Origin of the sequence: Acidovorax sp. CF316 (genome assembly GCF_000276605.1) — a bacterium.
GTDB lineage: Bacteria > Pseudomonadota > Gammaproteobacteria > Burkholderiales > Burkholderiaceae_C > Acidovorax.
Window position 1 is genome coordinate 1 of sequence record NZ_AKJX01000058.1, and the last position, 13324, is coordinate 13324.

At 68.6% G+C, this 13324-nt stretch carries 13 protein-coding genes; 5 read left to right on the plus strand and 8 right to left on the minus strand.

Going from position 1 to position 13324, the window contains the following annotated elements; translation table 11 throughout:
- Positions 1-807 (minus strand): AraC family ligand binding domain-containing protein (locus PMI14_RS06175; protein WP_007851331.1); only part of this gene is annotated, 807 nt, incomplete at its 3' end.
- Between the two features lie 241 nt (positions 808-1048).
- Here PMI14_RS06175 and PMI14_RS06180 point away from each other — a divergent pair.
- Both PMI14_RS06180 and PMI14_RS06185 read left to right on the plus strand, forming a co-directional pair.
- Positions 1049-2083 carry a carbon-nitrogen hydrolase family protein gene (locus PMI14_RS06180; protein WP_007851333.1) on the plus strand — a complete coding sequence of 345 codons (1035 nt, stop codon included), beginning with the start codon at positions 1049-1051 and terminating at the stop codon, positions 2081-2083.
- 7 nt (positions 2084-2090) lie between these two features.
- A complete protein-coding gene (locus PMI14_RS06185; protein ID WP_007851334.1) occupies positions 2091-3137 on the plus strand; it encodes a phenylacetaldoxime dehydratase family protein in 1047 nt (348 codons plus the stop codon).
- On the opposite strand, the gene PMI14_RS06190 is transcribed toward PMI14_RS06185, so the two are convergent.
- Both PMI14_RS06190 and PMI14_RS06195 read right to left on the minus strand, forming a co-directional pair.
- A complete protein-coding gene (locus tag PMI14_RS06190) occupies positions 3124-4299 on the minus strand; it encodes a M20 aminoacylase family protein (RefSeq protein ID WP_035202607.1) in 1176 nt (391 codons plus the stop codon). The genes PMI14_RS06185 and PMI14_RS06190 overlap by 14 nt on opposite strands.
- Positions 4300-4307: 8 nt before the next feature.
- Entirely contained in the window at positions 4308-5303 is a 996-nt protein-coding gene (locus PMI14_RS06195; RefSeq protein WP_035202601.1) for a tripartite tricarboxylate transporter substrate binding protein, read from the minus strand.
- Positions 5304-5543: 240 nt separating this feature from the next.
- Between PMI14_RS06195 and PMI14_RS06200 the strand changes: the two genes are divergently transcribed.
- Positions 5544-6428, plus strand: a complete 885-nt coding sequence (locus tag PMI14_RS06200; RefSeq protein ID WP_007851339.1) for a LysR family transcriptional regulator — start codon at positions 5544-5546, stop codon at positions 6426-6428.
- Positions 6429-6437: 9 nt separating this feature from the next.
- Here PMI14_RS06200 and chrA read toward each other — a convergent pair whose 3' ends face one another.
- Together chrA and PMI14_RS06210 are read right to left on the minus strand one after the other, a co-directional pair.
- The gene (gene chrA / locus PMI14_RS06205) at positions 6438-7820 is read right to left on the minus strand and encodes a chromate efflux transporter (RefSeq protein WP_035202603.1); all 1383 of its coding nucleotides are present in this window, start codon (positions 7818-7820) and stop codon (positions 6438-6440) included.
- Positions 7821-7843: 23 nt separating this feature from the next.
- Positions 7844-8725 (minus strand): chromate resistance protein ChrB domain-containing protein, encoded by an 882-nt coding sequence (locus tag PMI14_RS06210; RefSeq protein WP_007851342.1) that lies wholly within the window; start codon positions 8723-8725, stop codon positions 7844-7846.
- 213 nt (positions 8726-8938) lie between these two features.
- Here PMI14_RS06210 and PMI14_RS06215 point away from each other — a divergent pair, with 213 nt between their 5' ends.
- Positions 8939-9439: a GNAT family N-acetyltransferase gene (locus tag PMI14_RS06215; protein ID WP_007851344.1), complete on the plus strand. Its 501-nt coding sequence runs from the start codon at positions 8939-8941 to the stop codon at positions 9437-9439.
- 21 nt (positions 9440-9460) lie between these two features.
- Here the strand turns inward: PMI14_RS06215 and PMI14_RS06220 are convergent, their stop codons facing one another.
- Positions 9461-11179 carry a hypothetical protein gene (locus PMI14_RS06220; RefSeq protein WP_007851347.1) on the minus strand — a complete coding sequence of 573 codons (1719 nt, stop codon included), beginning with the start codon at positions 11177-11179 and terminating at the stop codon, positions 9461-9463.
- Positions 11180-11304: 125 nt separating this feature from the next.
- Between PMI14_RS06220 and PMI14_RS06225 the strand changes: the two genes are divergently transcribed.
- Positions 11305-11775, plus strand: a complete 471-nt coding sequence (locus PMI14_RS06225; RefSeq protein WP_007851354.1) for a VOC family protein — start codon at positions 11305-11307, stop codon at positions 11773-11775.
- Between the two features lie 18 nt (positions 11776-11793).
- Here PMI14_RS06225 and PMI14_RS06230 read toward each other — a convergent pair whose 3' ends face one another.
- Together PMI14_RS06230 and PMI14_RS06235 are read right to left on the minus strand one after the other, a co-directional pair.
- Entirely contained in the window at positions 11794-12234 is a 441-nt protein-coding gene (locus PMI14_RS06230) for a GNAT family N-acetyltransferase (RefSeq protein WP_035202609.1), read from the minus strand.
- 20 nt (positions 12235-12254) lie between these two features.
- The gene (locus PMI14_RS06235) at positions 12255-13154 is read right to left on the minus strand and encodes a LysR family transcriptional regulator (protein ID WP_007851358.1); all 900 of its coding nucleotides are present in this window, start codon (positions 13152-13154) and stop codon (positions 12255-12257) included.
- Positions 13155-13324: the final 170 nt, after the last annotated feature.

Sequence of the window (13324 nt, forward strand, 5' to 3'; positions counted from 1 at the left end):
GCTGGCGCCGTGGAGCCGCTGGCCCCAGAGGTAGTGCGAGGGCGACTGCGGCTCGGCCTTGCTGAACAGGCGGTGCAGGTGGCCGCTGGACATGCCCAGGTCGGTCGCCACGGATGCGATGGTCAGCGCCGGGTCGCGCAGCCGGCCGTCGATGTGCCGCTTGATGCGCGCCACGTGGTAGGCGCCCATGGCCGAAGGCTCGGCCCGGCTGCAGGCGGGCAACGATTGCAGGCCCGCCACCAGCACGCTGATGACGCCGCTGGCCACGGCGGCGGCCGAGGCGGTGGGCAGGCTGTCCACCTCGCCCCGCAGGGTGGTGACCATGGCGGCCATCAGGTGCCCGGCGCCGCTGCGGCCCGAGACGGTGGTGGCCGTGAGCTGCTCGGTGCGCGCCACCAGCGCGCGCAGTTGCTCGCCGCGCAGCTTGAGCACGATCTCCTCGAAGTCCTCGCTGAACTGCAGGGTGTAGGGCCGCGTGCTGTCGTACAGCGCAAAGTCGCCAGGGGCCACGGCAGCGTCGCGCCCGTCCTGCGAGATCACGCCATGCCCCTTGGTCTGCAGGCTCACGATGAAGCAGTCGTCCGTGGCGCGCGAGATGAAGCGCGGCGTGCGCACCACCCGCTGGGCGCAGGAGCGCACCACCGACAGGTCCAGCCCCGGCAGGTGGTGGCTCTGGATGGAGCCGCCGAAGTGCTCGCCATCGGGCGCATCGCACTCGAGCTGCACGTAGGTGGTGCAGATCATGTCGGTCCAGTAGGCCAGCCGGTCGCGGGGCGCGATGGCATCGGTACTCAAGAGGTGGCTCATGGGCGGGGTCTCAAGCGGGGCAGGGGGAGAAAGGCAACAGGCCCATCATCCTCCGACCGGGCCCGTTCTTCAAGCAAGGCCCATGCCGGTAAACCCGGGGTGGCGAGCTGGGGGCAAAGGGCAAGTGACTCCCAGTCAAGTGGCCTGGAATCAAGGACCAGGAGAGCCAGGGGCAAGACGGTACCGGCCTGCCCGCAGTGAAATCCTTCCATCGACAACCCCGCCCTTGAAGGAGATCCCCATGCCCGCCACCCTGCACCCCAAGCTGCGCGTCGCCGCCGTCCAGGCCGCGCCCGTGTTCCTCGACCTCGATGCCACCATCGACAAGACCATCGCGCTGATGAAGGAGGCCGCGAAGCAGGGCGCGCAGCTCGTGGCCTTCCCCGAGACCTGGATCCCCGGCTACCCCTGGTGGATCTGGCTCAACTCGCCCGCCATGGGCATGCAGTACGTGCAGCGCTACAACGACAACTCGCTGGTTGTCGGCTCGGCAGAGTTCCAGCGCCTGGCGCAGGCCGCGCGCGACATCGGCATCTGGATGTCCACCGGCTACAGCGAGCGGGCCGGCGGCAGCCTCTACATCGCCCAGGCCCTGTTCGACGACCAGGGCCGCGTGGTCAAGACGCGGCGCAAGCTCAAGCCCACGCACGTGGAGCGCACCGTGTTCGGCGAAGGCGATGGCAGCGACCTGGCGGTCATGCCCACCGCCATCGGCAACGTCGGCATGCTCGCCTGCTGGGAACACCTGCAGCCCCTGAGCAAGTACGCCATGTACGCGCAGAACGAGCAGGTCCACATCGGCGCCTGGCCCAGCTTCTCGCTGTACCGCGGTGCCGCCCATGCGCTGGGGGCCGAGGTCAACAATGCCGCGAGCCAGGTCTATGCGGTCGAGGGCGGCTGCTTCGTGGTCGCGCCGTGCGCCACCGTGTCGAAGGAGATGCATGCCATGCTCTGCACCGACGACCTGCAGCGCCAATTGCTGCTCGAAGGCGGCGGCTTCGCGCGCATCTACGGCCCCGACGGTGCATCGCTGGGCACGCCGCTGGGCGAGAAGGAAGAGGGCTTGGTGCTGGCCGACATCGACCTGGGCACCATCTCCCTGGCCAAGACGGCGGCCGACCCGGCCGGCCACTATGCGCGGCCCGACGTCACGCGCCTGCTGCTCAACCAGACGCCGGGCGACCGCGTGGTGTCGCAGGTGCCCGCCGGCATGGCGGCGCCGGTGGCGGCCAACGAAGCCGTCGCGGCTGAGCCCGCCGTTGCCATGGCCGAGTGAGGGCACCATGGAATCCGCCATTCCCCCGCACCTGCAGTGCCCGCGCCTGCGCCACCGCCGGGTGCCCGACGACTATGTGCCGCCGTACCTTGCGACCGTGGCGCGCTACCGCCCCGAGGTCACGCGCGTAGTCATGGCCTACTTCGGCATCCAGCACCGGGCGGATGCGCCCGCGCCCGCCCTGGCCGCGCGGGCCCTGCACTGCATCGCCGAGGCCTTTGCCGCCGCCAACAACGGCCCGGGCCACTGGGACCGCGCGCGGTACGTGGACCAGGCGGGCTACCTCAATACCATCACCATCGGCTACTGGGACGACCCGGCCATCTACGCGGCCTGGTTTGCCGAGCATGGCGCGCGCTGGGCATCCGGGGCCTTCGATGACCCCGGGCTGGGCCTGTTCACCGAGGTGCTGCAGCCCGCGGCCGACCGCTTCGAGACCCTGTTCTCGGCCGACGTGGTGGAGGGCGTGGCCGGTGTCTCCAGCGGCCTGGGCCAGCCCATCCAGGAGCATGCCTACTGGGGCGGCATGCGCGACCGCCTGGCGCTGTCGCAGACCGACGGCATGGCGCCCGAGGGCGTGCCGCAGGTCGTCACCGAAGGACTGCACCAGCGCGTGCTGCCGCATGGGAACCTGTGCCTCATCCGCTCCGGCCAGGACTGGACCGGTACCCGAGGGGATGAGCGGCGCATGTACACCGAAGAGGTGGAGCCCGTGCTGCGCGCCGGCATGGACTTTTTGCAGGACCAGGGCCGCCAGGTGGACTGCTATGCCAACCGCTACATGGCCGTGGTCGATGCGAAGGGCCAGCCTGTGGACAAGAGCTTTGGCATGGGCTGGCGGCGCAGCCTGGCGGCGCTGGAGCGCTGGGCCGAGTCGCACCCCACCCATGTGGCCATCTTCGGCGCGGCCATGAAGTACCTGGGCACCATGGGCCCGGCGGCACAGCTCAAGCTGTACCACGAGGTCACGGTGGCCCGGGCCGAGGAGCAGTATTTCAAGTACTTCAACTGCCACCCGCGCACGGGCATGCTCGGGGCCGTCACTGCGGCGTGAGAAAAGTCTCGGCCATCCGCACCCAGTACGCGCCGCCCACCACGATGTTGCCATCATGGAAATCGTAGCCCGGGTGGTGCACCATGCAGCCGCCTGGGGCATTGCCGTTGCCGATCTGCAGGTAGGAGCCCGGCACCTGCTCCAGCATGAAGGCGAAGTCCTCGCTCGCCGGCAGGGCCGCGGCCTGCAGGGTCACGCGCTCGGGGCCCACCAGCTCCAGCGCCACCTGGCGCGCCAGGGCCGTCTCTTCGGGCGTGTTGACCAGCACGGCATAGCCTGGCCGCCAGTCGATGCGGGCCTGCACGCCATGCCCCGTGGCCGTGGCCTCCACCAGTGCGCGGATGCGCTGCTCCAGCAGCCGGCGCACGCCGCTGTCCATGGCGCGCATACTGATCTCCAGCACCGCGCTGGCGGGGATCACGTTGTTGGCCTGGCCCGCATGCAGCGCGCCCACGGTCACCACGGCCATCTGCTGGGGGTCCACGTTGCGCGAGACGATGGTCTGCAGCCCCATCACCAGGCTGGCCGCGGCCACCACGGGGTCGATGGCCTGGTGCGGCATGGCGCCATGGCCGCCCACACCGTCCAGCGTGATGGTGGCGTAGTCGCTCGATGCCATGGCCGGCCCCTCGCGCAACAGCAGGTGGCCCTGGGCCACGCCGGGCATGTTGTGCATGGCGAACACGGCATCGCAGGGGTAGCGCGTGAACAGGCCATCGGCCATCATGCGCAGCGCGCCGCCGCCGCCTTCCTCCGCGGGCTGGAAGATCAGGTTCAGCTCGCCGTTGAACTGCCCGTGCTCCGCCAGGTACCAGGCCGCCGCCATCAGCATGGCGGTATGGCCGTCGTGCCCACAGGCATGCATCACGCCGGGGTGGGCGCTGCTCCAGGCGGCACCCGTGGCCTCGGTGATGGGCAGGGCGTCCATGTCGGCGCGCAGGCCCAGGCGCTTGTTGCCGTGCCCGCGCACCAGGCGGCCCACCACGCCCGTGCCGCCGATGCCGCGCTCCACCGCATAGCCCCAGCGTTCCAGCCGCTCGGCCACGAGTTCGGCCGTGCGCTGCTCCTCGAAGGCCAGCTCGGGGTGGCGGTGGATGTCGCGGCGCAGGTCAATGAACTCGCTGGCGCGCTGCTGCAAGGTGTCGAACAGGCTGCTGTGCATCGTCGTCATCATTGCGGCTGCAGGTTGATGGAGCGTGCGATCTCGCGGTAGCGCGCGGTCTCGCTCTCGAAGAAGGCGGTGGATTCGGCCAGCGTCATGGCCGGCGACGCCACCATGGACTGCGCGGCCAACTGCGTGTGCACCGTCGGGTCCTTGAGCGCACGGCCGATGGCCTGGTGCAGGCGCTGCACCACGGGCTCGGGCGTCTTTTTGGGCACCATGAAGCCCGTCCAGATCTTGTACGAGAAGTTGGGCAGGGTCTTGCCCTCGCTCACGGTGGGAATGGTCTTGAGCATCTCGGAGCGTTGTGCGCCCAGCTGGCCGATGATCTTCAGGCGCCCCTGGTCGGCCATGGCGCCCATGGCCGAGCTGTAGACCAGCACCGCGAAGTCGAGCTGCCCGCCGCCCAGGTCCTGCAGCAGCGGCGCATTGCCCTTGTAGGGGATGTGCTGCATGGTGGTGTGCGTGGTCTGCTGCACCTTCTCCAGGATCAGGTGGTAGAGCGACCCGATGCCCACGCTGCCGTAGGACAGCGGGTCCTTGCCCGGCGTGCGCGCCAGTGCGACCAGCTCGTCCACGCTGTTCACGCCCAGGTCCTTGCGCGTCACGAAGACCATGGCCGCGTCGGACACCGGGTGCACCAGACGGAAGTCCTCCGTGCGCAGCTTCACCGCGGCATTGGCCAGCGGCGCCAGGATGGCCTCGTTGGGCGAGCCCTGGAAGATGTAGTAACCATCGGCCGGCGCGGCCAGCACCTTCTGCGCGGCCATGGCACCGGCCGCGCCGCCCAGGTTCTCCACGATCACCTGCTGGCCCAGCTCACGGGTCATGGGCGTGTTGAGGATGCGCGCCATCGCATCCGACGGGCCGCCCGCGGGGTAGGGCACCATCAGGCTCACCGGCTTGGCGGGGTAGGCAGTGGGGGCCTGGGCCCAGGCGGCCAGGGGGCTGGCGCCCAGCACCAGGCCCGTGAGCCCGGCCAGTGTGGCGAGCAGGCGTTTCATCGCAATCGTTGTGTGCGTCATTTAGATCCCTTGCGGACAGTTTGGTAGGCGGCCATGGCAGCCATGGCATGCGTTTCTTCGACACCCTCTGGCCCTGCCACGCAGCTCTTTCGGGGCACGTTGTGCAGGTCAGCCGGGCCATCTTAGGATTGGCGTTTCTGCGCGTCCAATGCATTGCAAAGTGGGTTAGCATGAGTTGAAGTTATTCAATTTTCTTGCACCAGAAGGGGGCAAATCGGCATGACTTTGGTGCAGCTTCGGCACTTCATTTCGCTGGCGCAGACCGGCTCGTTCAGCAAGTCGGCCGAGGCCATGCACCTCACGCAGCCGGCGCTCAGCCGCAGCATCCGCTCCATCGAGGACGAGCTGGGCCTGCCCCTGTTCGACCGCATTGGCCGGCGCAGCGAACTCACGCCTTTTGGCCGCCAGGTGCTGCAGCGCGCCCAGCGCCTGGTGGACGACGCGGCCGAGCTGCACGCCCTGGGCCAGCGCATGCGCGAAGGCGAGGGAGGGGCCATCCGCATCGGCCTGGGTTCGGGGCCCGGTGCGCTGTTGATGACGCCGCTGCTCATGCAGGTGGCCACGCGCCACCCGCAGCTCACGCTGGAGATATCGCGCGGCAGCACCGACCGGCTGGTGCAGGCGCTGCGCGACCGCCAGCTCGATGCGCTGGTCATCGACGCGCGATCGCTGCAGCCCGCCACCGACCTGCGCACCGAGCTGGTCTGCGAGATCCGTGGCTCCTTCATGGTGCGGCGCGGCCACCCGCTGCTGCGCAAGCGCGGCGGCGTGCGCTTCGAGATGCTCAAGGACTACCCCATCGCCTCCACCCCGCTCAGCGACGAGGTGGCGCGCCGGCTCATGGAAACCTATGGCCCCGAGGCGCACCCCGCCGCCTGCGTGACTTTGCGCTGCGAGGAGATACCCAGCCTGGTCGAGGTGGTGCGCAAGAGCGACGCCATCCTGCTGGCGGTGCGCGCCGCCGCGCCCGACCTGGTGGAGCTGCCCATGGTGCCCGGCGAGATCACCACCGCGCTGTTCGGCCTGGTCACCCTGGCCGGCCGCAGCGAGGCGCCGGCCATGCCCATCGTGCGCACGCTGGTGCAGGAGCTGCTGAAAGACTAGGGCGGCTGGCTAGCCGCCCAGCATGCGCAGTGCCAGGCCCGCCAGCGCACAGCCACCCAAGAGGGGCAGCACCCCCAGCTTGAAACGGAACAGTGCCACGCCGGCCAGCAGTGTGATGGCGACGGACGCCATGTCCACCCCGCCCGCAAAGCCCTGCGGCCACCACACGTGCCAGGCGAAGAACAGGGCCAGGTTCAGGATGACACCCACCACGGCGGCCGTGATGGCCGTGAGCGGCGCGGTGAAGCGCAGCTGGTTGTGCGTGGTCTCGATCAGCGGCCCGCCCGCCAGGATGAACACGAACGAGGGCAGGAAGGTGAAGAAGGTCACCACCGAAGCCGCCAGCGCGCCGGACCAGAAGGCCGCGTCGGGCCCGAACACGTTGTGCAGCCAGCCGCCCAGAAAGCCCACGAAGGCCACCACCATGATCAAGGGGCCCGGCGTGGTCTCGCCCAGCGCCAGGCCATCGATCATCTGCTTGGCATCCAGCCAGTGGTAGTGCTCCACCGCGCCCTGGTACACATAGGGCAGCACCGCATAGGCCCCGCCAAAGGTCAGGAGCGCCGCCTTGGTGAAGAACCAACCCATCTGCGTGAGCGTGCCCTGCCAGCCATAAAGCGCCAGCAGCACCCCCATGGCCGCCAGCCACAGGCCACCGCCCACGGCCAGCACCTGCGCCAGGCGCTTGCGGCTGAACAGCGCATGGGCCGGTGTGGGCGTGTCATCGTCGATCAGCGCCGGCCCATAGCCGCGCTGGGCGCCGCCATGACCGCCGGCCGTGAACAGCTGGGGCCAGCGCCGCCCGGCCAGGTGGCCGATGAGCGCTGCCGCCAGCACGATGGCCGGGAAGGGCACGCTGAACGCCATGATGGCCACGAAGGCCGCCGCTGCCAGGCCCCACAGCCAGCGGTTGTGCAGTGCGCGCGTGCCGATGCGGTGCGCCGCATGCAGCACCAGCGCCGTCACCGCCGGCTTGATGCCGTAGAAGATGCCTTCCACCACGGGCAGGTGCCCCCAGGCGATGTACACCCAGGACAGCAGCACCAGTAGCAGCAACGAGGGCAGCACGAACAGCGCGCCCGCCACCAGCCCGCCGCGCGTGCGGTGCATCAGCCAGCCGATGTAGGTGGCCAGTTGCTGCGCTTCGGGGCCGGGCAGCACCATGCAGAAGTTGAGCGCATGCAGAAAGCGCTTCTCGCTGATCCAGCGGCGCCGCTCCACCAGTTCGGTGTGCATGATCGCGATCTGCCCGGCCGGCCCGCCAAAGCTGATGCAGCCGAGCTTGAGCCAGAACCACAGGGCCTGGGTGAACGGTACATCGGTGGGGCGTGCATCGCCGTCGGGGGCATCGGCCCCGCTGGCCACGGCTGCCGCGCTGTGGGTGTCTGTCATCGTCGGGGTTCCATTCAGATCGCTCATGCCTGCACCGCCTGCGGTGCCCAGCGGTGGGTTTCCTGCGGTCCGCTGACCCCTTGGCGGCACCAGGCATACAGCGCGTCGTACAGCGGCATGGCGGCTGCGAGCATGGCCATGTCGTCGCCTGCGTGCAGCTGCGAGAGACCGAGCGACACGGCCAGCAGCCCCGCGGCCTGGGGAGCCTGCTGGAGCTCGTTGGTATCGGCGGCGCGCACGATGCGCGCCAGTGCGGCGAGGGCCGGGTCGGCCTGCAGGCCGAAGGCCGAGAGCAGCGCGTCGAAGCTGCACAGCGCGCCCGCGTGCGTGATGGGCGCGCCGGGAATGTCGTAGGCCACGGCACGGAGCCGCTGCGCATCGGGCAGCACCTGGGCCGCGTCCACGTAGAGAAACTCTGCGCGCGGGTCGATGAAGCGGCGTACCAGCCAGGGGCAGGCAATGCGGTCGATTTGGGGCCGCGCGCGGGTGATCCAGCGCGACGCAGCCGTGCCGTCCACCCCCAGGTCGGGCCGCTTGCGCACCGCCAGGGGCCGCATGGCGCGCCAGCGGGCCAGGTCCTCGGGCGTGTCGACGCCGGGCTCGCCCCCCTCGAATCCGCCCGCCAGGAAGCTGGCGTTCCAGCCCGCCTGCCGCAGCACCGCCGCCGCCTCCCGGCTCACGGCGTGGCCGTACACGCAGTACACGACGGCCTCGCGGGGCGGGGCGCTGGCTGCCAGGGCGGCGATGTCTTCGGGTGTGCAGTGCCGCGCGCTGGCCAGCAGGTGCGCGCTCTCGTCAAAGCGAGGCCGCCGGCGCACATCCAGGACAAGCGGAGCCCCGGGCGTGCCGATGCGCGCAGCGAGATCCTGGGGAAGAACGGAGAAGGAGAAAGGGGCGTTGCCCATAAGGGTGTCCACGGATGATGACTCCGGCAAAGAGTGATCAGCACTTGGATGGGACACCATCTATCCGTGAGGATTCGGGAGGCTGGTTTCCCGATGTGCAAATCTTAGCAGGAGTTTTTGGCACGGCGATGCCATTGCCTGGCACACGTCTGCTCTGGCCCATGGTGCCAAGTGGCTAAGATGGCTGCCCTTTGCACCGCCGCCCTGCGTCCCATGTACATCGACCAAGCCACCGCCCACGACCTGGATGCCGTCGTCTCCACCCTGCAGGAGGCGGCCCAGTGGCTGCAAGGCAATGGCCGGCCCCTGTGGTCCCCGGCAGACTACAGCGCCGAGCGCATAGGGCGTGACATTGGCGCCAGCGCCTACTGGATTGCGCGTAGCGGGCCAGGTCCAGGCGCAGCGGTGGCCGGCGTCATGCGCCTGGACCCGGAAGACCCGCACTATTGGCCCGAGATCGCACCTGGCAGTTCCCTGTACCTGCACAAGCTAGCGGTGCGCCGTGCCTGGGCGGGGCAGGGGGTTTCAACGGCTTTGCTGCGTTTTGCGCGCGAGCGAACACTGGTCTTGCAGCGGCCCTGGCTGCGCCTGGATTGCGTTGCGGACCGCCAGGGGCTGCGGTCGCTCTACGAAGGCTTCGGGTTTGTGCTGCACAGCGAGGTATCCAGGGGGAGCTGGGCACTGGCGCGGTACGAAATGGCGGTTACGGGGTAGGGGGCAGGGTGCCCGAGGCGTTCATGCCGCGCCCGGTCCTCCCAGCACCATCGCATTCCATTCCCGCAGCGTCCTGTCTTTTTCCTCGGACGACAGTTCGTCGGCCTCTTCGCGCCGCAGCAATTGCTCCAGCATGGGCAGCAGGTCCTTGCGCTGCGATTGCTGCTGCAAAGGTTCCTCCACGGTGTCCACGACCTTGTTGAACTCCACCTTGGTCGTGCGCAGGAATTGCGATGCGGTCTGCGTGAGCAAGGCGCGCACGGGCTTGTCCTTATCGTAGGCCAGCTCCATGCGGGTGCTGCTGTGGTCCTCGACCTGGGTGTAGTAGTAGTTCTGGGTGGCCGAGTCCGAGCTGAGTTCGGGCTCGCGCCGGGAGCGCAGCGAGCGGTGGAAGGCCGCGCTCAGGTCGGAGGTCTGCGTCTGCGTGATGGCGCGGTTGGCGGCAGAGCCGCCCGAGATCTGGGTCGACTGTTCGAGCTTGTAGTCGAAGATGTCGATCTCGTTGGTGTGGCGCGGGTTGATGGCGCGGCGGTTGGTCAGGAGGGTGGCCTTGAAGTCCGCCATGCCCGTGAGCAGGCTGTGGTCCTCTTCGCTGAAGGCGTCGGCATCGCTGGTGATGTCTGCTGGCCGCACCCTGGTGAGGCCGCTGGCCTTGTCGTCGGCCCCGTAGCCGCCGTGCAGGGCCGCGAAGGAGGACTTGAACAGGTCCACCAGCTCCTGGTTGCCGTTGCCGCGCTCGGCCGCCTTGTCGACGCGGCTGAGGTACTGCTGCACGGCCCGGGCCTTTTGCTCGGCGCTGCCCCAGATGGCACTCTGGCGCAGATCGGTCTTCACGGTGGCCGTGCCCTTCAGCGTCTTGAGCTCGATCTCGCGGCTGTCGGCGCTGGCCGTGAAGCGCGTGCCCAGCACCATGGCACGCTCGCCCTTCTCGTTCAGGCCATAGATCTCGCTCTTGAGCTCCACCCGGGTCAACACCTTGCTGTCGAACTTCATCAGGCCGTCGAGGTTCACCAGCGGCGGTTCCCGCGTCAGGCCCTCCATGGCTTCATCGAAGCCCTTGGCCAGGGACTGCAGCGCCTGCTGCTCCTGCGGCGTGAGGTCGCCCTCGACATCGATCTGCACCGTGATGCCCGCCCCCGTGCTGACCGGCAGGCGCTGGTCGGCAATGGAAATGCGCACCGAGGCGCCCGACTGGGTCTTGATCGTCAGCGTGGCGCTGGCGCTGGGGCTGGACCGGATGGCCCATTGCGCATCGGCGGCCTTGCCCTGGATCTTGTCGGGCGAGTAGGCCGCCGCCACGTTCACGATGGTCTGCCGGTAGCTGCTGCCCGTGCTGGCCACCTGCTCCAGCAGGGCCGAGCCCAGGCCGGCAAAGCGGGCGCTCTGGCTGGTGGCACTGGCGTTGCGGCCGATGATCTGGTCCACGGCCGTGGTGGGGGCCTGCTCCCAGACCTGCATCCGCCCGTTGCGGGTCTGCAGGTTCGCCAATGCCTCGTAGGTCACATCCACGGTCTGCAGGGACGATGGGTACTGGGTGACATGGAGAAATCGGGTATCGCCCGAGGCCGCAGCTGCAGGGGCGAGGGGGGCGGAGGCGGTGAAGGCCGTCGAGGTGACGGCCGCCGTGTCCGCCCCACTGGAGGGGATTGAAAGGGCTGTGCTCGGTGCGGTGGTGGCCTTGATGGTGGCGCTCTGTGTGCCCACGGCTGCTGCCGGAGAGGAAAGACTGACGGCACTCATTTTCTGATTCTTGGTTTGTTGATGCGGTTCCGGTTGTTATCGGCAGGGCTTGAGAAAACTGAAGGCCCGTGCCGACCTGTGCGAAGCTCTGCACCCCCGACAAAAATGAGGAGTGATGGCAAGCCATGGACCTGAAATTCAGCCACGTCGATGTTCTGGTGGGCAACCTCGAAGAGGCCTGTTCCTACTACGCGCGAATCTTCAGCGCGCGCGTGTCCAGGACCCTGGTATGGGACCGTGGTGGCCTGCATGTGCGCTATGCCGTGGTGATGTTCGGTACCGAGCGCTTCATGCTCGTGCAGCCCATCGCTGGCAATCTCAGGGAGCTGTTGGACAGGCAGGGCGAGGGCACGATATACCGCCATTGCTACTCCACCCCCGACATCGAGGCTGCCTATGACGAACTGGTGGCCGCCGGTGTGCAGCCGGAGGATGAAAATGGCAATCGCCTGGACCGTGATGGGCTGCGCACACCCAGCGGTACCCGGATCCTGTGGCTGCCCAAGCGGTTTGGAAACTTCTCGATCGAGCTGCTGGAGGAACAGGAGCTTGAGCGCTTCATCGCGGAGCTGTTTGCGGACAGCAGCGTCGCGTAGCGCATCTCTGCATGGCGCTCAGGGCCGGGCAATGAAGGCCTGCTTGCCCTGCCGGTCGAAGCCCGCCGTTTCATAGAACTGCAGCGTGGCTTCGTCCTTGCGCCCGGTCATCAGCATCACTTTGTAGCAGCCCTGGCTCCAGGCGAACGACAAGGCATCGTGCAGCACGGCCTTGGCGTGGCCGTGTCCTCGGTGATCGGCATGGGTCACCACGTTCTCGATCAAGCCATAGGGTCGGCCACCGCGCGTGAGGTTGGGCACGATGGTGATGGTGCAGCTGGAGACCAGTTGGCCGTCCACATAGGCCCCCGCATACCGGTAGCGGGGGCTGCCCAGCAGCTCGTTCCAGATCTGCTCCAGTGCGTCGCCATCGGGCGGCGGCTCGTCGTCGGCATGCAGGTGGCCATAGAGCGCCAGCAACTGCGGCAGCTCGGACCGTGCGATGGGGCGTATCTCCATGCGCGCATTCTGCACGGGGCTCACCCCACCCGCCGCGCGCCGAACCACTCGCCCAGGAAGTCCGCCAGCGCCCGTGTCTTGGCCGACAGGTCGCTCTTGGTCGGGTAGACCAGCGTCACGTCGGCCGCAGGCAGGGCCCAGCCCGGCAGCACGGGGGAGAGGCGGCCTGACTCCAGGTACGCCGCCACATCCCAGTGCGAGCGCATGAGCACGCCATGCCCGTCCAGTGCCCAGGTGGTGGCCGCGGCGCCATCATTGGTGCTGAGCATGCCGCGCACCTTCACGGTCTCCTGCCGCTCGCCCTGGCGCAGGTGCCAGGTGCCATAGGTCTCGTCGCTCTCGCGGATCACGATGCACTGGTGGGCCAGCAGGTCGGCGGGCTGCACAGGGTCGCCCGCGTGTGCCAGGTAGGCCGGCGATGCGCACAGCACGCGCTGGTTGGCCATGAGGCGGCGGGCCGTGAGGCGCGAGTCGGGCAGATCGCCGAAGCGCACGGCAGCGTCGAAGCCCTGCTCGACCAGGTTCACAGGCCGGTCCGTCAGGTGCAGTTGCACCTCCACCTCGGGGTAGGCGCGTGCGAAGGCCGAGAGGGCGGGTGCGATGTGCACGCGGCCAAAGCCCAGCGTGGCGGCCAGCTTGATCAGGCCGCGCGGCGAGCTGCGCGCGCCGGCCACCGTGCGCTCCAGCGCCTCCAGGTCACCGAGGATGCGGGCGCCGTCCAGCAGGTAGGTCTCGCCCTCGGGCGTGAGGTGGATGCGCCGCGTGGTCCGGTGCAGCAGGCGCACGCCGAGGCGGTGCTCCAGCTGCGCCAGGCGCCGGCTGACCGCAGGCGGGGTGATGCCCATCTGCTGTGCGGCAGCGGCCAGGCTGCCTTCCTTCATGAGCAGGGCAAAGAAGCGCAGGTCCGAAAAGCCGTCCATGGGTGTCTTATTCGTGCTTTGGATTTATGAATGAAGTAATTTTGACGGTATTTATGGCTTTTGACATCACTCATAAGATCCAACCCACAACAAGTACCGCAGGAGACAGACCCATGACGAAGCTTTCCCTTCCCCGCCGCCGCCTGGCCACCGCCGCTGTGGCTGGCGCC

Excerpts from the sequence above, each read along its gene's own strand:
- PMI14_RS06180 (WP_007851333.1), top strand. The coding sequence starts at position 1,049 with ATGCCCGCCACCCTGCACCCCAAGCTGCGCGTCGCCGCCGTCCAGGCC.
- chrA (WP_035202603.1), bottom strand. The coding sequence starts at position 7,820 with ATGACAGACACCCACAGCGCGGCAGCCGTGGCCAGCGGGGCCGATGCC.
- PMI14_RS06185 (WP_007851334.1), top strand. The coding sequence starts at position 2,091 with ATGGAATCCGCCATTCCCCCGCACCTGCAGTGCCCGCGCCTGCGCCAC.
- PMI14_RS06210 (WP_007851342.1), bottom strand. The coding sequence starts at position 8,725 with ATGGGCAACGCCCCTTTCTCCTTCTCCGTTCTTCCCCAGGATCTCGCT.
- PMI14_RS06190 (WP_035202607.1), bottom strand. The coding sequence starts at position 4,299 with ATGCACAGCAGCCTGTTCGACACCTTGCAGCAGCGCGCCAGCGAGTTC.
- PMI14_RS06220 (WP_007851347.1), bottom strand. The coding sequence starts at position 11,179 with ATGAGTGCCGTCAGTCTTTCCTCTCCGGCAGCAGCCGTGGGCACACAG.
- PMI14_RS06200 (WP_007851339.1), top strand. The coding sequence starts at position 5,544 with ATGACTTTGGTGCAGCTTCGGCACTTCATTTCGCTGGCGCAGACCGGC.
- PMI14_RS06215 (WP_007851344.1), top strand. The coding sequence starts at position 8,939 with ATGTACATCGACCAAGCCACCGCCCACGACCTGGATGCCGTCGTCTCC.
- PMI14_RS06235 (WP_007851358.1), bottom strand. The coding sequence starts at position 13,154 with ATGGACGGCTTTTCGGACCTGCGCTTCTTTGCCCTGCTCATGAAGGAA.
- PMI14_RS06195 (WP_035202601.1), bottom strand. The coding sequence starts at position 5,303 with ATGAAACGCCTGCTCGCCACACTGGCCGGGCTCACGGGCCTGGTGCTG.
- PMI14_RS06225 (WP_007851354.1), top strand. The coding sequence starts at position 11,305 with ATGGACCTGAAATTCAGCCACGTCGATGTTCTGGTGGGCAACCTCGAA.
- PMI14_RS06230 (WP_035202609.1), bottom strand. The coding sequence starts at position 12,234 with ATGGAGATACGCCCCATCGCACGGTCCGAGCTGCCGCAGTTGCTGGCG.